This is a genomic window from Actinoplanes sp. NPDC026670 (assembly GCF_040638175.1).
Lineage (GTDB): Bacteria > Actinomycetota > Actinomycetes > Mycobacteriales > Micromonosporaceae > Actinoplanes.
This window is the reverse complement of the sequence record NZ_JBEZXU010000004.1, coordinates 272,297-291,383: the sequence shown is the minus strand read 5'-3', so window position 1 is coordinate 291,383 and position 19,087 is coordinate 272,297. Positions and strand designations below refer to the sequence as shown.

The 19,087-nt window shown below is 71.6% G+C and carries 19 protein-coding genes; 5 read left to right on the top strand and 14 right to left on the bottom strand.

The window, feature by feature from the left end; translation table 11 throughout:
• Nucleotides 1-4: 4 nt before the first annotated feature.
• From AB0E94_RS06380 to AB0E94_RS06355, 6 genes are all read right to left on the bottom strand, one after another.
• Nucleotides 5-763, bottom strand: a complete 759-nt coding sequence (locus tag AB0E94_RS06380) for a type III pantothenate kinase (RefSeq protein WP_093619445.1) — start codon at nucleotides 761-763, stop codon at nucleotides 5-7.
• Nucleotides 764-854: 91 nt separating this feature from the next.
• Nucleotides 855-1,733 carry a carboxylating nicotinate-nucleotide diphosphorylase gene (gene nadC / locus AB0E94_RS06375; protein ID WP_360323270.1) on the bottom strand — a complete coding sequence of 293 codons (879 nt, stop codon included), beginning with the start codon at nucleotides 1,731-1,733 and terminating at the stop codon, nucleotides 855-857.
• A 71-nt stretch (nucleotides 1,734-1,804) separates the two neighbouring features.
• A complete protein-coding gene (locus tag AB0E94_RS06370) occupies nucleotides 1,805-3,454 on the bottom strand; it encodes an L-aspartate oxidase (protein ID WP_360323220.1) in 1,650 nt (549 codons plus the stop codon).
• Nucleotides 3,455-3,516: 62 nt separating this feature from the next.
• Nucleotides 3,517-4,422: a septum formation family protein gene (locus AB0E94_RS06365; protein WP_360323218.1), complete on the bottom strand. Its 906-nt coding sequence runs from the start codon at nucleotides 4,420-4,422 to the stop codon at nucleotides 3,517-3,519.
• A gap of 90 nt (nucleotides 4,423-4,512) precedes the next feature.
• The gene (panC, locus tag AB0E94_RS06360) at nucleotides 4,513-5,346 is read right to left on the bottom strand and encodes a pantoate--beta-alanine ligase (protein ID WP_360323216.1); all 834 of its coding nucleotides are present in this window, start codon (nucleotides 5,344-5,346) and stop codon (nucleotides 4,513-4,515) included.
• Nucleotides 5,343-6,209, bottom strand: a complete 867-nt coding sequence (locus AB0E94_RS06355) for a Rossmann-like and DUF2520 domain-containing protein (protein WP_360323214.1) — start codon at nucleotides 6,207-6,209, stop codon at nucleotides 5,343-5,345. Before AB0E94_RS06355 ends, panC begins: the two co-directional genes overlap by 4 nt.
• Nucleotides 6,210-6,602: 393 nt before the next feature.
• On the opposite strand from AB0E94_RS06355, the gene AB0E94_RS06350 reads away from it, so the two are divergent.
• A complete protein-coding gene (locus AB0E94_RS06350) occupies nucleotides 6,603-7,583 on the top strand; it encodes an SAM-dependent methyltransferase (RefSeq protein WP_360323212.1) in 981 nt (326 codons plus the stop codon).
• A 17-nt stretch (nucleotides 7,584-7,600) separates the two neighbouring features.
• Nucleotides 7,601-8,725, top strand: a complete 1,125-nt coding sequence (locus AB0E94_RS06345) for an NADH-quinone oxidoreductase subunit D (RefSeq protein WP_360323268.1) — start codon at nucleotides 7,601-7,603, stop codon at nucleotides 8,723-8,725.
• Between the two features lie 4 nt (nucleotides 8,726-8,729).
• Here AB0E94_RS06345 and AB0E94_RS06340 read toward each other — a convergent pair whose 3' ends face one another.
• The 8 genes from AB0E94_RS06340 to folP all read right to left on the bottom strand — a co-directional run bounded on the left by AB0E94_RS06340 (nucleotide 8,730) and on the right by folP (nucleotide 14,888).
• Nucleotides 8,730-10,157, bottom strand: coding sequence for a hypothetical protein (locus AB0E94_RS06340; RefSeq protein WP_360323210.1), 1,428 nt, complete (start codon nucleotides 10,155-10,157; stop codon nucleotides 8,730-8,732).
• A 101-nt stretch (nucleotides 10,158-10,258) separates the two neighbouring features.
• Nucleotides 10,259-10,750: a hypothetical protein gene (locus AB0E94_RS06335; protein WP_360323208.1), complete on the bottom strand. Its 492-nt coding sequence runs from the start codon at nucleotides 10,748-10,750 to the stop codon at nucleotides 10,259-10,261.
• 47 nt (nucleotides 10,751-10,797) lie between these two features.
• On the bottom strand, nucleotides 10,798-11,091 hold the full coding sequence (locus AB0E94_RS06330; protein ID WP_360323206.1) for a hypothetical protein: 294 nt from the start codon (nucleotides 11,089-11,091) through the stop codon (nucleotides 10,798-10,800).
• A gap of 4 nt (nucleotides 11,092-11,095) precedes the next feature.
• Nucleotides 11,096-12,325, bottom strand: coding sequence for an ABC transporter permease (locus AB0E94_RS06325; protein ID WP_360323204.1), 1,230 nt, complete (start codon nucleotides 12,323-12,325; stop codon nucleotides 11,096-11,098).
• Nucleotides 12,326-12,469: 144 nt separating this feature from the next.
• On the bottom strand, nucleotides 12,470-13,000 hold the full coding sequence (locus AB0E94_RS06320) for a DUF3180 domain-containing protein (RefSeq protein ID WP_360323202.1): 531 nt from the start codon (nucleotides 12,998-13,000) through the stop codon (nucleotides 12,470-12,472).
• Nucleotides 12,997-13,521, bottom strand: a complete 525-nt coding sequence (folK, locus tag AB0E94_RS06315; protein WP_360323200.1) for a 2-amino-4-hydroxy-6-hydroxymethyldihydropteridine diphosphokinase — start codon at nucleotides 13,519-13,521, stop codon at nucleotides 12,997-12,999. The genes AB0E94_RS06320 and folK overlap by 4 nt, the downstream gene beginning before the upstream one ends.
• A gap of 46 nt (nucleotides 13,522-13,567) precedes the next feature.
• Complete coding sequence (gene folB, locus AB0E94_RS06310; RefSeq protein ID WP_360323198.1) at nucleotides 13,568-13,978, bottom strand: dihydroneopterin aldolase; 411 nt, start codon at nucleotides 13,976-13,978, stop codon at nucleotides 13,568-13,570.
• 97 nt (nucleotides 13,979-14,075) lie between these two features.
• Entirely contained in the window at nucleotides 14,076-14,888 is an 813-nt protein-coding gene (gene folP, locus AB0E94_RS06305; RefSeq protein ID WP_360323266.1) for a dihydropteroate synthase, read from the bottom strand.
• Between the two features lie 365 nt (nucleotides 14,889-15,253).
• Between folP and AB0E94_RS06300 the strand changes: the two genes are divergently transcribed.
• From AB0E94_RS06300 to AB0E94_RS06290, 3 genes are read left to right on the top strand one after another with little or no spacing between them, the layout of a single operon-like run.
• On the top strand, nucleotides 15,254-15,517 hold the full coding sequence (locus tag AB0E94_RS06300; protein WP_360323196.1) for a hypothetical protein: 264 nt from the start codon (nucleotides 15,254-15,256) through the stop codon (nucleotides 15,515-15,517).
• Nucleotide 15,518: 1 nt separating this feature from the next.
• A complete protein-coding gene (locus AB0E94_RS06295; RefSeq protein WP_360323194.1) occupies nucleotides 15,519-15,881 on the top strand; it encodes a hypothetical protein in 363 nt (120 codons plus the stop codon).
• Nucleotides 15,882-15,918: 37 nt separating this feature from the next.
• Nucleotides 15,919-19,086 (top strand): ATP-binding protein, encoded by a 3,168-nt coding sequence (locus AB0E94_RS06290; RefSeq protein ID WP_360323192.1) that lies wholly within the window; start codon nucleotides 15,919-15,921, stop codon nucleotides 19,084-19,086.
• The last annotated feature ends 1 nt before the right edge of the window (nucleotide 19,087 follow it).

Here is a 19,087-nt window from a genome sequence, read left to right as displayed (position 1 = left end):
GGGCTCAGACGTTCCGCTCATATACCATCCGCAGCCCGATCAGCGTGATCATCGGCTCGTGCGCGGTGATCGTGCGGCACTCGTCCTTCACCAGCCAGGCCAGGCCACCGGTGGCGATCACCGCCTTGACCGGCCCGATCTCCTCGATCATCCGCTCGACGATCCGGTCGACCTGGCCACCGAACCCGAAGTAGAGCCCGGCCTGGAGGCACTCCACGGTGTTCTTGCCGATCACCGAACGCGGCTTGGTCGGCTCGACCTTGCGCAACTGGGCGGCGCGGGCGGCGAGCGCGTCGAAGGAGATCTCGATGCCCGGCGCGAACGCCCCGCCCAGGAACTCGCCCTTCGCGCTGATCAGGTCGAAGTTGGTGGTGGTGCCGAAATCGACCACGATCGACGGTCCGCCGTAGAGGGTGTGCGCGGCCAGGGTGTTGACCACCCGGTCGGCGCCGACCTCCTTGGGGTTGTCGATCGCGAGCTGCACCCCGGTCTTCACACCCGGCTCGACGATCACGCTCGGCACGTCGTCGTAGTAGCGCTTCAGCATGGTGCGCAGGTTGCGCAGCGCCGCCGGGACGGTCGAGCAGGCCGCCACCCCGGTGATCTCCACGGCGTCGCCGGCGAGCAGGCCACGGAACTTCAGGCCCAGCTCGTCGGCGGTCGAGGCGGCATCGGTCTTGATCCGCCAGTTGTGCACCAGCTTGTCGCCGTCGAAGGTCGCCAGCACGGTGTTGGTGTTACCGATGTCAATACAGAGCAGCACGAAGGCCCCTAAGAATCAAAATCAAGACCCTTATTTTGTACGGCCACAACTCCCACCGGCGCACCGGGACCGTCCCGCGGCGCACCGGTGCTCAGCGGGGCCGGAGATCCAGCGCGATGTCCAGAATCGGCGACGAGTGGGTGAGCCCGCCCACCGACAGGTAATCGACCCCGGTCGCCGCGTAGGCGGCCGCCGTCTCCAGCGTCAGGTTGCCGGTGGCCTCCAGCTCGACCCGGTCGCCGACCGCGCCCACCACCTCGGCCAGCAGCTCGGGTGTCATGTTGTCGCAGAGCAGGAAGTCCGCGCCGGCCGCGACCGCCTCCTGCGCCTCGGCCAGGGTGGTCACCTCGACCTGCACGGAGACGTCCGGGAAGGTGGCGCGGACCAGCTCGTACGCCGCGGTGATGCTGCCCGCCGCCAGCTTGTGGTTGTCCTTGATCATGGCGACGTCGTAGAGCCCCATGCGCTTGTTGGTGCCGCCGCCGGCCCGGACCGCGTACTTCTCCAGCACCCGCAGGCCGGGCGTGGTCTTGCGGGTGTCCAGCACGGTGGCGCTGGTGCCGGCCAGGATGTCGGCCCACCGGCGGGTGTGGGTGGCGACCCCGGACATCCGGCACAGCAGGTTCAGCGCGGTGCGCTCGGCGGTCAGCAGCGCCCGGGTCGGGCCGGTGATCACGGCGAGGACGTCGCCCCGGCGCACCCGGTCACCGTCGTCGGCCCGGGCCTCGAAGGTCGCCGTGCCGGCGCTGGTCGCGGCGAACACCTCGGCCGCCACCAGCAGGCCGGCCACCACGCCGTCGGCGCGGGCCACCAGCTCGGCGGTGTCGGTCTGCGCAGCCGGGATGGTGGACTCGCTGGTCACGTCACGGGGCGGGTCGCCGAGGTCCTCGGCCAGCGCGGTGAGCACGATCCGCTGCACCTCACCCAGGTCCAGGCCGAGATCGGCGACCGGAACCTCGTCACCGGGCAGGTCCTCGTCGGGGGAAAGCGTGCCGCCATCGATGATGGTCACATCGGGCTCCCCTGCTTCGGTGCGGTCGGTCACGCCATCTCCTGGAAGTCCTGGGTGAGGTGTCCGTCGGTGCCGACGGCGTTGAGCAGGTGGCCGCGCCACTCGTCGGCCGCGTTCGGGTGGTCCTCGCGCCAGTGGCAGCCACGGGTCTCCCGGCGGCTGCGGGCCGACGCGACCAGGGTGGCCGCCACCGTCAGCAGGTTGGTGACCTCCCACGCCGCGTTGTTCGGCGTGGAGCGCTGCTCGGCCAGACGGGCCAGTTCCTTGGCCGCGGTGTCCAGTGAGTCGGCCGAGCGCAGCACACCGGCGCCGCGGGTCATGGCGCGCTGCAGCTCGGTCCGGATCGCCGGGTCGGCGACCCAGGCCGGGCCGGATGCCGTGGCACGGGCCGGTTCGGCCTGCTCCGGCAGCTCGCGGGCGATGTCGTCGGCGATCCGGCGGGCGAAGACCAGGCCCTCCAGCAGCGAGTTGCTGGCCAGGCGGTTCGCGCCGTGCACGCCGGTGCAGGCGACCTCGCCGCACGCGTACAGCCCGGGGATGCTGGTGCGGCCCTGCAGGTCGGTGCGGACGCCGCCGGAGGCGTAGTGGGCGGCCGGGGCGACCGGGATCAGGTCGGTGGCCGGGTCGACGCCGGCGGCCCGGGTGGACGCCATGATGGTCGGGAAGCGGCCCTCCAGGAACTCCTTCCCGAGGTGCCGCGCGTCCAGGTACACGTGGTCGGCGCCGGTGGCCCGCAGCACCCGGTAGATGCCCTTGGCGACCACGTCACGGGGCGCCAGCTCGGCCAGCTCGTGCTGCCCAACCATGAACCGCGTGCCACTCTCGTCGACCAGGTGCGCACCCTCACCCCGCAGCGCCTCGGAAATGAGTGGGCGCTGAACGGAGTCGGCTTTGGCGGTCACAAAAGAGGTTGGGTGGAACTGGACGAACTCGACGTCGGTCACCTCGGCGCCGGCCCGCAGCGCGAGCGCCACCCCGTCACCGGTGGAGACCGACGGGTTCGTGGTGGACGAGAAGATCTGGCCCATCCCGCCGGTGGCCAGCACCACGGCCCGGGCCAGGATCGCGCCCACGCCGTCCTCGGAGCCCTCGCCGAGCACGTGCAGGGTCAGCCCGCAGGCCCGGCCGTCGGCGGCCCGCAGCAGGTCCAGCACCAGCGCGTGCTCGACCAGGCGGATCCACGGGTCGCGGCGGACCGCCTCGTGCAGGGCGCGCTGCACCTCGGCGCCTGTCGCGTCACCGCCGGCGTGCACGATCCGGTCGGCGCGGTGGCCGCCCTCGCGGGTCAGCATCAGCGAACCGTCCGGGTTGCGGTCGAACTCGGCACCCCGGCGGATCAGCTCCCGGATCCGGGCCGGGCCCTCCTCGACGAGCACCCGGACCGCGGCCGGGTCGCAGAGGCCGACCCCGGCGATCTCGGTGTCGTAGGCGTGGGCCTGCGGGGTGTCCAGCGGGTCGAGCACCGCCGCGATGCCGCCCTGCGCCCACCGGGTCGAGCCGTCATCGATGTTGACCTTGGTGACGACAGTGACGTGCAGACCCTGTTCCCGCAGGTAGAGGGCCGCGGTGAGACCGGCGATTCCGGAGCCGACCACGACGACGTCGGTGGTCTCGGTCCAGCCGGGCTCGGCGGCGGCAAGCCGGCGAGGCAGTGCCGGGAGATCCGCGAGAGGTGACATGGGGTTCAGTACACTCCGCGCCTGCGGCCGTGTCTCGCCGGGGCCGCCATCAGTGGTCACCGTTACTTGTACTGGACCGGAAGGGCCTTCGTCCCCTTGCCCTTGAGCGAGGCGGTCAGTTCGGCGCCGTCCAGCCAGAGATAGCAGCGCACGCCGTGATCGCCCTGCGCCCAGACGTCGGCGTTGCCGGGCAGCGACACCACACCCGTGCGGTACTGGAGGTTGCCGTCGTCGGGCACCCCGACATACTTCGCGGCGAGGGTGCGGCAGCCGTCGTGGAACTCCTCCCAGGCCGCGTCGCCCTTCGGGTAGGCGGCCCGGTCACCTGCCGTCCACACCCCGACGAACTCGGCGTTGTGCTTGTTCGCGCAGGCCGTCGGCGGCATCTTGCTGATCGCGCCGGAGTCGTCGAGCTCGATGGCGTAACAGGTCAGGGCCAGTGGTGAGGCCGGGTCGGCGAGCGCCCGGCGCAGGGTGCCGGTCCGCTGGATCAGGGCGCCGTCGTTCTCGATCGAGTCGAGTTCCACCACCTCGCAGCGGAACCAGCGGCTGCCACCGCTCCACGCGGCCGGCGACGGGTGGGTGACGCCGATCCACAGCCGGGCGTTGCGCCACGGGCCGCCGACGTACGCGGCGGTCTTCTGATCGCAGGTCCGGTACGCCGCCCGGGCGCCGGCGGAGGCCCCGGCCGGCGGTTCGGCCGCGTCGGCGGCGGGCGCCGCGTATTCCCCCACGTAGACGGTCTCGGTGCGGTGCAGGACGGCGCAGTCCGTCTCCTCGTAGGTGGCGCGCGGGCCGGAGACGGCGAAGTTGGAGAGATGACATGTCTCGGCGACCGGCACGAAGCCGGTCGCCGGAGCCATCGCACCCCAGTCGTTGGTCAGGTCCCCGTCGACATCGCCTCCGCTACCGCAGCCGGCGACGGCGAGAAGAGCCGCCACAGCGACCGTCCCCCATCGGAATCGCATGAACCGTGCCTCCCGAGCCTCGGCAGCTGTATCCGATTCGCCCACTGTATGGGCATATCTCAGCTCGGGAGGCGGAATACCGGAACTGCCTCAGGCGCCCTTCTGGAGAGTCAGCGGAACGTTGTCGATGAGGCGGGTCGCACCCACCCGGGCCGCCACCAGCAGGCGCGCCGGGCCCTCCGCCGGGGCCGGGCCGAGGTCCGTCCCGGTGAGTGCGAGGTAGTCCGCCCGTACCCCAGGCTCCTCGGAAAGGATCTTCTGGGCGGCCGCCAGAGCCGCCTCGGCGTCGCCCTGCGCCGCGCCCTCGCGCAGAGCGCGAGAAAGAGCCACCGCGGCCCGGCGCTCGTCCGGCGACAGATAGCGGTTGCGGCTGGACAGGGCGAGACCATCCTCTTCGCGTACGGTCGGAACGCCCACGATCTCGGCGGGCAACTCCAGGTCGCGCGCCATCCGCCGGATCAGCGCCAGCTGCTGGTAGTCCTTCTCGCCGAAGTAGGCCACGTCGGCCCGGGTGAGCATGAGCAGCTTCTCGACCACCGTGAGCATCCCGGAGAAGTGCCCGGGCCGGCTGGCGCCCTCGAGGATCTCGCCGAGCGGCCCCGGGTGCATGGTGACCGACGGCGCCCCGTCCGGATAGACGTCGTCGCGACCGGGCGCGAACACCACCGACACGTCCTCGGCCCGGCAGGCGGCCAGGTCGTCGTCGAGCGTCCGCGGGTACTTCTCGTAGTCCTCGTGCGGCCCGAACTGCAACGGGTTCACGAAGATCGTCACCAGCACGAACGCGGACCGCTCCCGGGCCACCCGCATCAGCCGCCGGTGCCCCTCGTGCAGCGCGCCCATCGTCATCACGACGGCGATCTCCCCCGTTGCGGTGTCCAGCGCGGCGGCCAGATCAGCGCGGGTGTGCACCAGAGTGGTCACGCGTGGCTCCTCACGGCGTCGGTCCCGGCCCGGGACAGCACGTCCAGCAGCGCGGTGGCGTCCTGCGGCCGCAGGCGCCCGGAGGCGATCGCCCGGTCCGCGGTACGCCGGGCCATCGCCAGGTAGGCCGGCACCGCGTCGGCGGGCATCCGGTCCAGGTGTTTCGCGACCGTGCCGGCGTCACCGCGGGACACCGGACCGGTCAGGGCGGCGTCGCCCATCCGCAGCGCGTTGTCCAGCGCCGCGGTCAGCAGCGGGGTCAGCACCCGGCCGGGCTCGCCGACACCCGCCGCGCGCAGCAGGCCGGCCGCCTCGTTGACCAGGGTGACCAGGTGGTTCGCGCCGTGCGCCAGAGCCGCGTGATAGACCGGGCGGGACTCCTCGGCCACCCACTCGGGCACCCCGCCCAGGTCGGCGACGAGCCGGGTGGCGAACGCCCGGTCCGGAGCGGTCACGCCCCACGCGATGCCGGGCAGCCGGGCCAGGTCGGTGTCCGCGCCGGTGAAGGTCATCGCGGGATGCAGGGCCATGCCGTTCACATCGCCCAGGACGGCGAGTCCGTGAGCCCCGGAGGTGTGGGCCACCACCTGACCGTTCCGGAGCGCGCCGGTCCGGTCGAGCCCGGCGACCACGGCGGCCAGGGTGTCGTCGGGAACGGCCAGCAGCAGCAGATCGGTGGCGGCGCGGGCGACCTCGTCGGCCGGGAGGATCGCGGCGTCCGGCAGGAGGCGGGCGGCCCGTTCCCGGGAGGCGGCGGAGACGGCCGCGGCGGCGATCACGTGATGCCCGGCCGCGTTGAGCGCCGCACCGAGCACGGCACCGACCCGGCCGGCGCCCACGACGCCGACAGTCAAAGCGTTCATCAGGATCCAGTCCTCGTTGCAGGGGTACCGGTCGAGCGCCAGTATGCGCCGTTTTAACACGCCCGTGACAAGCACCTGTGAAGTACCGCACCGGGTACTTCCCGATCGGCCGCCCACCCCGAGTGGCTGAGCCCAGACCGCCAGCCGTCGCCTACGGCGGAAAAGTCGGTACGGAAAGGCGCGTGAGCGACGGCCGAGACCGCCGGCCGTCGCTCACCACGGGAAAGGCAGTGCCGAAAGGCGCGTGAGCGACGGCTGGCGGTCTTGGCCACCGCATATGCCCGGCGGTCGCGCTGTCGGGCCGGACCGGCCGGCCGCGTCGCGTGGTGTGCCACGGGAGGTGTGGTGTGGCCGGCGGCGGCGCACGGCGTACCAGCGGCCTAGGGTGACGGAATGGGTGTCGGATGGCGGCTGGCGATGCAGACGGCGCTGTACGGCGGCGGTGGTTTCTTCGTGCGGGAGCACGAGGGGCCGGCTGAACACTTCCGGACCAGCGTGCACGCGTCACCGCTGTTCGCCGGGGCGCTCGCCCGGCTGGTCGAACGGGTCGACACCGTCCTCGGGCACCCGCGGGTGTTCGATCTGGTCGACGTCGGAGCGGGGCGCGGCGAGCTGATCACCGCACTGCTGGCGTCGCTGCCGACGGCCCTGGCCGGGCGGATCCGGGCCACCGCGGTAGAGGTCGCGCCGCGCCCGGCCGGGCTGGATCCGGCGGTGCGCTGGCGGCCGGACGTGCCCGCGGAGATCACCGGGCTGCTGCTGGCCACCGAGTGGCTGGACAACGTTCCACTCGACATCGTCGAGACCGACGAGCACGGACGGCTGCGGAAGGTGCTGGTGGACCGGGCCACCGGGACCGAGACGCTGGGCGCCGAGGCCGACCCGGCCGACCGGTTCTGGACCAGCCGCTGGTGGCCGGGGCTGGGCCGGATCGAGATCGGCTGGCCACGGGACACCGCCTGGGCGGACGCGGTCGGTTCGGTCCGGCGTGGCGCGGCGCTCTGTGTGGATTACGGGCACCTGAAGGCGGACCGGCCGGTGCTCGGGACGCTCACCGGGTTCCGGCAGGGGCGGCAGGTGATCCCGGTGCCGGACGGCGGCTGTGACGTCACCGCGCACGTGGCGATGGACTCGGTGGCCGCCGCGGCCGGGGTTCCCTATCGGATGGTCCGGCAGCGGGAGGCGCTCCGGGCGCTCGGTGTGGACGGTTCGCGGCCACCGCTGGAACTGGCCCGTACCGATCCGGCGGGTTATCTGCGTGCGCTCGGGACGGCCGGCGCGGCCGCCGAACTGACCGATCCGAACGGACTCGGCAGCCACTGGTGGCTCTGCCACACCATCGGCCTCACCGACCGTGGCACGATGCTCTGGTGAGTGACGCGCTGCGGGAGATGACCGTCGGCACCGGTGCCGGGCTGGACACCGCCGACATGGTGCTCAACATCGGCCCGCAGCACCCGTCCACACACGGTGTGCTCCGGCTCAAGCTCACCCTGGACGGCGAGCGGGTGGTCGCCTGCGAGCCGATCGTCGGCTACATGCACCGCGGCGCCGAGAAACTGTTCGAGGTGCGCGACTACCGGCAGATCATCATGCTGGCCAACCGGCACGACTGGCTGTCCGCGTTCTCCAACGAGCTCGGTGTGGTCCTCGGCGTCGAGCGGCTGATGGGCATCGAGGTGCCGGAGCGGGCCACCTGGCTGCGGATGGTCCTCGCCGAGCTGAACCGGGTGCTCAACCACCTGATGTTCCTCGGCTCCTACCCGCTGGAGATCGGCGCGATCACGCCGATGTTCTACGCGTTCCGTGAGCGCGAGACCCTCCAGGCGGTGATGGAGGAGGTGTCCGGCGGCCGGATCCACTACATGTTCAACCGGGTCGGCGGTCTCAAGGAGGAGATCCCGGCCGGCTGGACGAAACGGGCCCGCCAGGCGGTCGCCGCGGTCCGGCGGCGGATGCCGGACATCGACAACGTGATCCGGCGCAACGACATCTTCATGGCCCGCACGGTCGGCGTCGGCGTGCTCAGCGCGGCCGATGCGGCGGCCTACGGCGCCTCCGGTCCGGTGGCCCGGGCGAGCGGTCTGGATTTCGATGTACGCCGGGACGAGCCCTACCTCTTCTATGACCAGATCGACGTGCCGGTGGTGACCCGGACGTCAGGCGACTGTCACGCCCGGTTCGAGGTGCTGCTGGAGCAGGTGCTGGTGTCGCTCGACCTGATCGACGAGTGCCTGGACCGGGTGGACCGCACCGGCGGCCCGGTGAACGTGCGCCTGCCCAAGGTGGTCAAGGCGCCCGAGGGGCACACCTACACGTGGACCGAGAACCCGCTCGGTGTGAACGGCTACTACCTGGTGTCGCGGGGTGAGAAGACGCCGTGGCGGCTCAAACTGCGGACCGCGTCGTACGCCAATGTGCAGGCGCTGGCCACGCTCATCCCGGGCTGTCTGGTGCCGGATCTGATCGCGATCCTCGGTTCGATGTTCTTCGTCGTCGGCGACATCGACAAATAGCCGGTCACCAGTTGTTCTGGCCGCTGTCGTATCCGGGGTAGTTGGCGAAGTCGGCGAGGGTGCCCACGTTGGTGTCGTTGGCGGACGGGCGGTGGCGGCGGGCCTTGTACGCGGCACTCGTCTCCGGGTCGTTGCCGCCGGAGTAGTCGTTACCGCCCGCGTAGTCGTTACCACCGGAGTAGTCGCTACCGCCCGCGTAATCGTTGCCACCCGCGTAGTCGTTACCGCCGGAGTAGTCGTTGCCGCCCGTGTGATCGTTGCCGCCCGCGTAGCCGTTCGTGGCTCCGAGATCGTCGTCCGGGGCCTCCGGGCGGCCGTACTGGGTGCCGCCGGGACGGACCGCTGCCCTGGCCTGTGGGGGCGCCATCATGCCGTTCGGTCCGGGTGGCATCGTGCCGGGGACCGACGCGGCGGCGCGGGGGCGGGGCACCGGCTGGCCGATCGGGGGCGGCGGGACCGCGGCGGCCCGGGCCACCGGAGCGGCGCCGGCGGCCGGAACCGAGGCGCTGCCCACCGGTACCGAGGCGCTGCCGACCGGAACGGCGGCACTGCCGGCCGGGACCGAGGCACTGCCCACCGGAACGGCGGCACTGGCCCGCCCGGCGGGCGCACCCTGCGCCGCGAAACCCTGCGAGGTCGTGCCCTGGGCTGCGAAGCCCTGCGAGGTCGTGCCCTGCGCCGCGAAGCCCTGCGACGTCGCCGCGAAACCCTGGGACTGGGCCGGGGAGACCGGCTGGACGATGCCGGGGACCGAGGCCCGGCCACCGGACGCACGGGCCGGAGCCGGGACCGGCTGCTGATAGCCGTCGTCCTGGTACTCGTCCTGGTACTCGTCCTGGTACCCGTCCTGATACCCGTCCTGGTACCCCTCCTGCTGATACCCGTCCTGGTACCCGTCCTGCTGGTAGCCCTCCTGCTGGTACCCGGTGACCTGGTCGTCGTACCCGTAGCCGGCCTCGTCGTACTGGTACTCCGGCTCCGGCTCGTGCCGGACCGCGGGCGGCTCCGGCTGATGCACGAACGTGGGCCGGCCGGGCGGCGGAGTGAAGGCGGGCTGAACCGGCGGCGGTGCGACCTGGGCCCGGCCACCACCGGTGTTGCGCACCGGCAGCGGCGGCCGCGGGTCGGCTTCGGGAGCAGCCGGCGCGGCCGTGGCGAACTCGGCCCGCAACTGCCGGCGCAGCCCGTCGACCTCCTCGGCCACCCGGTCCTCGACGTCCATCCGGAGCAGCATCGGATCGGCCCGGATCAGCACCGACGCGCCGATCAGCACGACGCTCACCGCCATCAGCAGGACCGCGAACCGGACCGTGTTGGAGTCACCGCCGATCAGCACCACGGCGGCCGCGATCGGGGCGAGGACGACGCCCGCCCAGACGAGGCCACGGAGCAGTCGCGCGCTGTGTCCCGATTGGGTGTCCCGTTCCGGCATGGCCGCAGATGTTACCGAGACCACGTCTCTGACAAAACAGCCGAACGTGGTACGGCACATTCGGCCGGTGACGTGGGGACCCCCAGGGGGATCCCCACGGCTCAGCGGGTGCCGCGCCAGCCGCCGAGGGAGACCAGGCCGACGATCCAGCCGACGAAGAAGCCGTACCCGGCGCCGGACCCGGCCGCGTTGAACGCGCCGAGCAGCGACGGGTTGGTGAGGAACAGTGTGGCCAGGAGCGCGGCGAACGCGCCCGCGAAGATGTACGCGGCCCAGCCGGCCAGGAACTGGCTGATCGTGCCGCGGGCCCGGGCCAGTTGGGAGCCGGGCAGCAGGTAGAGGAAGAGGAACGTCAGGACGACCAGCAGGATCGCCTTGAGGTCGCCGACGATCACGTCACGCAGCGAGTCGTCGGTGTCGAAACTCCAGGCGGGCCAGCCCAGCAGCCGAAGCCACCAGCCGCCCGCGGTGTCCGGGTTCGTGTTGTCCAGCGCCCAGTCCCGATACCAGGGGCTGCCGAAGACGAGGACGAGTATGAGCGCGGCGATGGTGCCCGCACCGGGTGCGGTCTTGTATCTGTTTCCGAGAGCCATTCCCAGCTTTTTCCCAGCCGGGCACGGCTTTCAAACGATGACGGTGATTACCTGCTCAGATAGTCGATGAACGCGGCCCGCAGCAGCGGCTCCTGGGCGCCGAGGTCGCGGCCCTCGAACTCGCGCCACAGAGCGACGGCCTCGTCGACGGTCGGCCCGATGGAGTTGGGCGCGCCGTCCAGGGCGGCGGCGTCACCCGCGTCCGGCAGGTGCCGCAGCACCTGCCAAAAGAACTTGACGTCTCTCTGGGCGCGGGCTTTCGCGAAGGCCTGCTCCCGAAGCGTCTCGGTGGTCAGGGCGTCCAGTTCGGCGAAGCTGGGCGAGGTCATGCCCGAAAGCATACTTTCAGCGGTTGGCGCCCCACGGGCCGTCGTCCCAACGGTCGCTGCGCGGCGCCGGGGTGGCCGGCGTGTTCCAGGTCTCGGGCAGGGTCGGCGACCAGTTCGCGCCGTTGGACGGGGCCGCGTTCCAGTCCTCGCCGACCCGGGACGCGTACGGGCTGCCGTACGACTCGACGAAGCGGGTCACCACCAGACCGGCGACGAAGACGCTCCCGGCGATCGCGAACAACGCGATGTCCAGGTCGCGGATCTCCTCGTAGCGCAGGAACAGGGTGAGCGCGGTGACCGCGAACAGAGTGCCGAAGATGCCGCCCCGACGGCCGTAGGCGCTGGTGCCGGCGAGCAGGGCCAGGCCCATCGCGATGCCGGTCCACTCGAAGCCGGTGGCCGGGACGATCGGCCCGTCCGCGGTGGCTGCGATCAGCACTCCGGCACCCGTCGCGAACAGCGTCGACACGACCAGGGTGAGCAGCGCCGGGACCGCGGCGGCGGTGCCCCGGCGCTGGGCCGGGTCGCCGGTCGGCCGCATCCGGCCGAGGAATCGGCGCACCGGCGCGAGCGCTCCGACCGCCGCGCCCAGGACGGCGAGCGCCGCGAACGCGCCGAACAGCACGAACGCCTGGCTCGTCGGGTCCCAGTCGCCCTGCACCTCGACCGGCGCCGTGCGCAGCTGGATGTAGACGATCACGCCGAACGAGGCGGCCAGGGTGGCGGCCCAGGCGGGCACGTGCAGCACCGTGACGATCAGTCCGACCGCGAGGCCACCGGCGGCCGCGATGATCAGCGCCGGGACCACGGCCTGGGCCAGGCCCTTGTCGCTGTTCTCGGCGTACTGCATGGCGGCGGCCAGGGCGATCGGGCCGAGCGCGAGGTTCGGCACGCCGGCCCGCAGGGTGAGGCCGGCGCCGAGGGTGAGCAGCCCGATCGCGGCGCCGGTGACGAGCAGCGCGTCGAGGGCGGGGCGCTGGAGGGCGGCCGAGTCCTCGCGCTGGAGCAGGAAACCGAGGACCGCGGCGACGACCAGGAGCATGACCTCCCAGCCGAGGTGGATGCCGAGCCGGTCGCGCCCGTCCTCCTCGGCCGTGGGGGCCGCGCCGGCCACCGGGGCGCGCAGGGACTGGTCGAGCGTGGTGCCGGCGGTGTCGTCGTACTGCACCCGTCGCCGGTAGGCGGCCGGATCGGTGTCGGTCTTCTCGTCACCGGGCCGGCGGAAGGTGGTGTCGTCGTACGCCATGGTCCGCGCCTCCTTACGCCTCCACGAGCGGTCCGAGGCGCACGCTACTCCAGGCACATACCCGCCCGCCGCAAAGCATACGGAAACGAGACCTGCTCAGTTCAGCGCTGAAAACAGTTCGAAGATCGTCAACAGAATGCGACGTCACCGCCGGGGCGTCGGCCGGTCCGATCCGTCGTCCTCGCGGTCCGGGCGATCCGGGACCCGGCAGGCCCGCTCCAGCCAGAGCGCGGCCGCGACCAGGGCGATCGCGGTGACGAGGGTGGTGGCCGCGGTCGGCACGTTGGACCCGGCCTCCTTGGTCGGCTCCAGCAGCAGCCAGATCAGCAGCCCGCCGGAGAACCCCGCGGACAGGGCGCCGACCAGTGAGGACGCCTTGGCCAGGGCGGCGAACCGGGCGACCGCCAGCGGCTGGACCGGGAGCGCGCCGGGCTTGCGCTGGATCCGGGCCGCGGTGTTCTGCGCCAGGTAGGCCTCGGCGATCGCCAGCACGCCGAGCACCCCGGCGCCGGTCCACGGCAGCGGGGTGATCCGGTAGAAGAGGTCGTTGGTGGAGATCAGCAGCCAGGCCACCGCGGCGGCCGCGAGAGCGGCCACCACGAGCGTCGACATGCGCGTCGGCCGCAGCGAGGGATCGGTGTTGCGCGGGGAGCCGTGGTCCGGGTTGACGCTCACTCCATCGACTCTAACGACAGCTCCGGGCGGGGTGTGACACCGGCGACGTCGGCCGCCACCTCCGGTGTGGTCAGCAGCGCGGCGATCGGGCCGTGGCCGGGCAGTTCCGCGTCCGGCCGCACGGCATGCCACGGCACCAGCACGAACGCCCGCAGGTGGGCGCGCGGGTGCGGCAGGGTCAGCTCGGGGTCGTCGTCGAGCACCGGCACGCCGTCGTCCCAGACCGCGATGACGTCCACATCGAGGGTGCGCGGCCCGAAGCGCCGGTCCGGGTCGCGGACGCGACCCCCGGCTGCCTCGCAGGCCTGGGCGCGGGTCAGCCAATCCCGGGCGGTCGCGGTCGGATCCTCGGTCAAGACCACGGCATTGAGGTACGGCGGTTGCGCGCTGTCTCCCCAGGGCGGCGTCGCATAGACCCCGGAGACGTGTACGACGGCCGCGCCCAGCTGTCGCACGGCAGCCCGCAGGTGGGCGAAGGAGTCGCCGAGGTTGCTCCCGATCGACAGCACCGCCGTGGTCACGGCCGTTCTCCGCGGCTGAGCTCGATGACGAGCTCCCACTGGTCGCTCATGGCCGGCTCCGGCGCAGGGTGACCGCCACGTCGGCGAACTCGTGCGGGATCGGGGCCTGCGGCTTGTGCACGGTGACCTCGGCCGACGCGACCCGCTCGTCGGCCAGGCAGACGTCCAGAAGGCGGTCGGCCAGGCGTTCCAGCAGGTTGACCGGCTCGCCGGTGAGCACGCCGACCAGGGCGGTGGCCAGTTCGCCGTAGTGGACGGTGTCGGCGACGTCGTCGCTGCGGGACGCCGGGCCCAGGTCCAGGTCCAGCGTGACGTCCACGACGAAGTCCTGGCCCTGCTCGCGTTCGAAGTCGTAGACGCCGTGGTTGCCCCGGGCCCGCAGACCGGTCAGCGTGATCCGGCCGGGCCGTTCTCCGCCCATGGCACGCAGGTCGTCCAGCGTGAGTCGTCCGGGCATCAGCTCTCCCCGTGTATGTGGGTGGTCCGGCCGAGGGTCGTGGCCGCGCGTGGCGGACCCGTCGGGGCGGGCGGGGTGGGTTGCGGTCGGGGGCGGCTCACGGCGTACCCGAGAAATGGGGTGAACCTGTCGCCCGCCAGACGGCGAGGGCGTCGGCTGTCGCACCGACCTCATGGACGCGGACGCCCCAGGCGCCGGAGGCGACCGCGAGAAGTGAGGTGGCGAGGGTGGCCGCCTCGCGGCCGCCGACCGGGCGTGGCGTGCCGTCCGGACCGGCCAGCAGCCGTCCCAGATAGGTCTTGCGGCTGGCCGCGAAGAGGACCGGGAAACCGAGGCCGATGAGCACGTCGAGGTTGGCGCTGAGCGCCCAGTTGTGCTCGGGCTGTTTGGCGAAGCCGAGACCCGGGTCGAGGACGATCATGCGCGGGTCGACGCCGGCCGCGATCGCCGCGTCGGCGCGGGCCCGCAACTCGTCCCGGACCTCGGCCACCACGTCCTGGTAGACGGCGAGTTTCTGCATGTCGCGGGAGTGGCCGCGCCAGTGCATGAGGATCCAGGGGCAGCCGGCCGCGGCGGCGACGGACGCCATGCCGGGGTCGGCGAGGCCGCCGGAGACGTCGTTGATCACCGCGGCGCCGGCCGCGAGCGCCGCCTCGGCGACGGCCGCACGAGTGGTGTCGATACTCACCGGTACGCCCTGGGCGAACAACTGCTGGATCACCGGAACCACCCGGTCGATCTCGGTTCTCGCATCGACCCGCTCGGCGCCCGGCCGGGTCGACTCCCCACCCACGTCGATGACGTGCGCGCCTTCGCGAAAAAGGTGGACGCCGTGCTGAACCGCGGCGTCGACGTCGGTGTATCTACCACCGTCAGAGAAAGAGTCCGGCGTCACGTTGAGGACACCCATCACGACCGGGTGATCCACACGTAGCAGGTCAGCCCCCGTGAGCTGCGCGTCTGTCGGCGAATTGGACACAGGTGAAGGGTACGGGGCAGCAGTGATTCGAACAGGCGTACGATGCCAGGTGACTGTGAATCACGCACTCCTTCACCTTGGGTAACGAAACGGGCGCTTGTTGCTCGCAAGTACGGGCCGTACTCTTCGGATCTGGGCATCATGAAGTGACCGAAGAGAGCAGAGACGAGCATGGCAGTGCCCGAACGGCTCACTCGACGCGGTGAGTCAGAGGTAGCACCATATGGGCGTTGCCGTACGGCTTCACAACTGCAGCGTGTCCGTACCCCCCATACCGGACACGGGGAGGTTTACCGATGATCGCCACCGATCTCATCATCCTGGCGGCCGAGCCGGCAGGAAAAATCAACACCTCAGGGATCGTCGAGTTCTTCGCCACCAACATCGCGCCGATCCTGCTCGCGGTCCTCGGTGTGATCTTCATCGGCCGAGCCAGCAAGGGCGAGGTCTCGAAGGTCCTCACCAGTTCGGCGATCGCGATCGTAGGCTTGGCGTTCATCGCCGGCGCCACAGCGCTGTTCGTCTTCGGCGAGTCGATCATCGATCTGATCTTCACCTGAGATGCGGCTCCGGACCGACGACGACATCTACCGGGCGCGCCTGGTCTACCTCGGCCCGCCCGGTTACACACTGCCCGTCCATCTGCCCTATGCGCAGTACGGGATGTTCGTGGTCCTGGTGCCCGTCTTCATGGCCATCCACTATGCGCTCACGCTCGACTTCGACCCCTTCCCGGCCTGGGAGATCGCCCTCGCCATGGTGTCGACGTCCTACGTGTTCCGGCATGTCGACCCGGACCGGCCGGCCCGCGTCGTCATCCGCACCGCGCTCACCGACTGGCGCCGCACCCGCGAGCCCGCCGTGGAGCAGCGCGATCCCAGGCTTGTCGCCACTCGCATCCGGGTTCGGGAGGAGTTGGTATGACCAGTTGCCAGGTCGTCCGCGCAGGTGAGGTCCACGCATGACCGAAACGTATCCGCACGGGCATCCCCGGGCGGACGCCTCGTCCCCGGGCAGGCAGAGTAACGGTGTGCGTTCGGACAACTACTCCTCGCCTGATTCGCTCGACGAAGCGGACGAACTCGTCGCCACCCCCGGCCACGGTGGAGTGGGTGTCTTCCAGGCCCCGCAGCCGCTCCGGCCGCGCGCCACCACCGTCGACTCCAGTATGGACATCGACTCGCCGTTCCTGGACCTGTTCGGTGGAGCGGCGGTTCCCCGTACGAGTGATCCGGTCGCCCCGCCGGCGCTGGACCTCCCCCTGACGAATGGTCACACCGTCGTTCCGGATCCCGTCGTTCCGGATCCCGTGGTCCCGGACGACGACGAGTGGAGCGACTTCGAGGAGTGGCCACCGCCACCGCCGGTCACCCACGCGCCCGCCGCCCAGCCACCGGCCCTCTGGCAGCAGCCCGCGCCGATCCAGTCGCCGGTGCCGCTCCCGGTGCCGGCCGCCGCTCCGCCACTGCCGGTCGCGCCGCCGGAGCGCGCCCCGGCCCGGCGCCCGGAGAAGGCGCCGGCCCGGCGCAAGGAGAAGAAGGAGCCGAAAGCGGCCCCACTGCGGCCGCAGAAGCTCAAGTTCAACGACCGTGACCCGTCCGTCGAGCTGGCCATCAGCGAGATCGCCGGGCACCTGACGTTCACCCAGAGCACCGTCACCGCCTGGTACTACCTGCCCGAGGTGCGCTGGGCGTTCCGGCCCGACGCCGAGCGGGAGGCGCTGCTCAGCGCCATCTCCGAGCAGTATGCGGGGCTCGCCGGGTTCCGGCTGCACCTGCGTCGCACCACCCGGCCCTTCCCGGCCGACGAGTGGGCCCGCACCGTCGACTCGTTCACCCCCCGGCCACTGGCCGACGTGCACGGCGCCACCTCCTGGTCCGACCACCTGGTCGCGGCCCAGCGGCACCTGCTCTCGGTCAACCACGCCGAGGGGCAGACGTTCCTCGGCGTCACGTTCGCCAGGCGCTCGCTCGGCGACACGTTCACCGAGCGGATCCTGCGCGCGTTCGGCAAGGGCACCTCCGACGGCGAGCGCCGCAAGCTCGGCCGGACCGTCGAGCAGTTCGACGAGGTGCTCAACGCGTTCGGCATGCGCGGCCGGCGGGTCACCCCGCAGGAGCTGGAGTGGCTGCTCTACCGGTCGGTGGCGCTCGGCATGGCCCCGCCCGGACTGCTCTCCCCGGTCAGCAACGGGCACTGGGAGACAGGCGACCTGCTCGCCCTCACCGAGGCCGTCGAGCGCTACCGGACGCCGTACGGCTCGACGGTGAAGCTCGTCAACCGGATGACCGGCGAGGAACGGCACGTCGCCGTGCTGTCCGTCGGCCGGATGGAGCCGCTGGAGATCCCGGAGAAGCACGAGCCGTGGATGCACTTCCACGAGCGGCTCCCGTGGCCGATGGAGCTCTCCTCCCGGATCGACATCCTCGGCGCCACCGGCTCGTTCAAGAACCTCGAACACCGGCTCCGGATGATCCGGTCCCAGCAGCTCGACTACGCCGAGCACGGCATCGACGCCCCGCCCGAGCTGGAGCGCCTCGCCAAACGGGCACTGGTGATCGGCGACGAGATGACCACCGGCCTGCCGACCGACTCCGCCCGTGCGCACGGCTGGCACCGGATCGCGGTCGGCGGCGCCACCCGCGAGGAATGCCTCGAACGCGCCCGGCGGCTCATCCAGCTCTACTCCCGGGAACTGCGGATCTCCCTCCAGCACCCGAAGAACCAGGACCAGCTGGCCCGCGAGTTCATCCCGGGCGAGCCGATCGCCAACACCGGGTACGTCCGCCGGATGCCCGTCAAACTGCTCGCCGCGGCCCTGCCCCAGGCGGCGTCCAACGTCGGCGACCGGCGCGGTGACCTGATCGGGCGGACCGCGGGCACCTGCCGCCGGCCGGTCTTCCTCGACCTGCACTTCCCGATGGAGGTGCGCGAGCGCTCCGGGCTCGGTGTGTTCGTGGCCGAACCCGGCGGTGGCAAGTCGACCCTGATGGGCGCGCTCGGCTACCTGAACGCCCGCCGCGGTGTCCAGGTGACCCTGCTCGACCCGTCCGGCCCGCTCGCCCGCCTCTGCCAGATGCCTGAGCTGCGGCCGTACAGCCGGGTGCTCAACCTGACCGGCTCCGAGCAGGGGACCCTCGCGCCGTACTCGCTCATCCCGACCCCTGTGCGGTCCGAGTTCCCGACCGGTCCGGCCGGCGACCGGGAGTACGAGATCGCGGTCTCCAACGCCCGGGCCGAACGCCGGATGCTCGTGCAGGACATCTGCTCGATGCTGGTGCCGCCACAGGTCGCCAAGGAGGCGTCCACCGCCACCCTGCTGCGCCACGCGGTCCGGCAGGTGCCGGCCGAGGAGTCGTCCACGCTGGACGATGTGGTGCGTACCCTCCAGGCGCTGGACGACGACGAGGGCAAGGAACTCGCCAACCTGCTCCTCGACACCGCCGAGATGCCGCTGGCGCTGCTCTTCTTCGGGCACCCGCCGCAGCACCTGCTCGGCGCCGACGCGGCCCTCACCGTCATCACCATGGCCGGCCTGCGGCTGCCCGACCTCAGGATCGAGCGGGAGTACTGGTCGGCCGAGGAGTCCCTGGCCCTGCCGATGCTGCACACCGCACACCGGCTCGCGGTCCGGCGCTGCTACGGCGGCTCGATGTCCTCCCGCAAGATGGTCGGCCTGGACGAGGCGCACTTCATGGAGGGCTGGCGTTCCGGCCGGTCCTTCCTCGTCCGGCTCGCCCGCGACTCCCGTAAATGGAACCTGGCGGCCCTGGTGGCCTCCCAGAACCCGCGCGACATCCTCGGCCTCGATGTGCAGAACCTGGTCTCCACCGTCTTCGTCGGCCGGATCGCCGAGGACCAGGAGATCGCCTCCGAGGCCCTGCGGCTGCTGCGGGTGCCCGTCCACGACGGGTACGAGGCGACGCTCGCCTCCCTCTCCCAGGTCGACTCCGCCTCCCAGCACCGGCTCGGCTTCCGAGAGTTCGTGATGCGGGACGTGGACGGCCGGGTCCAGAAGGTGCGCGTCGACGTGTCGTACGTCGACGGACTGCTCGAACACCTGGACACGACACCGGGCGTGGCGCCGCCGACGACGGCTGTGTCACTTCCGTCCGACCTGGAGGTTTGAG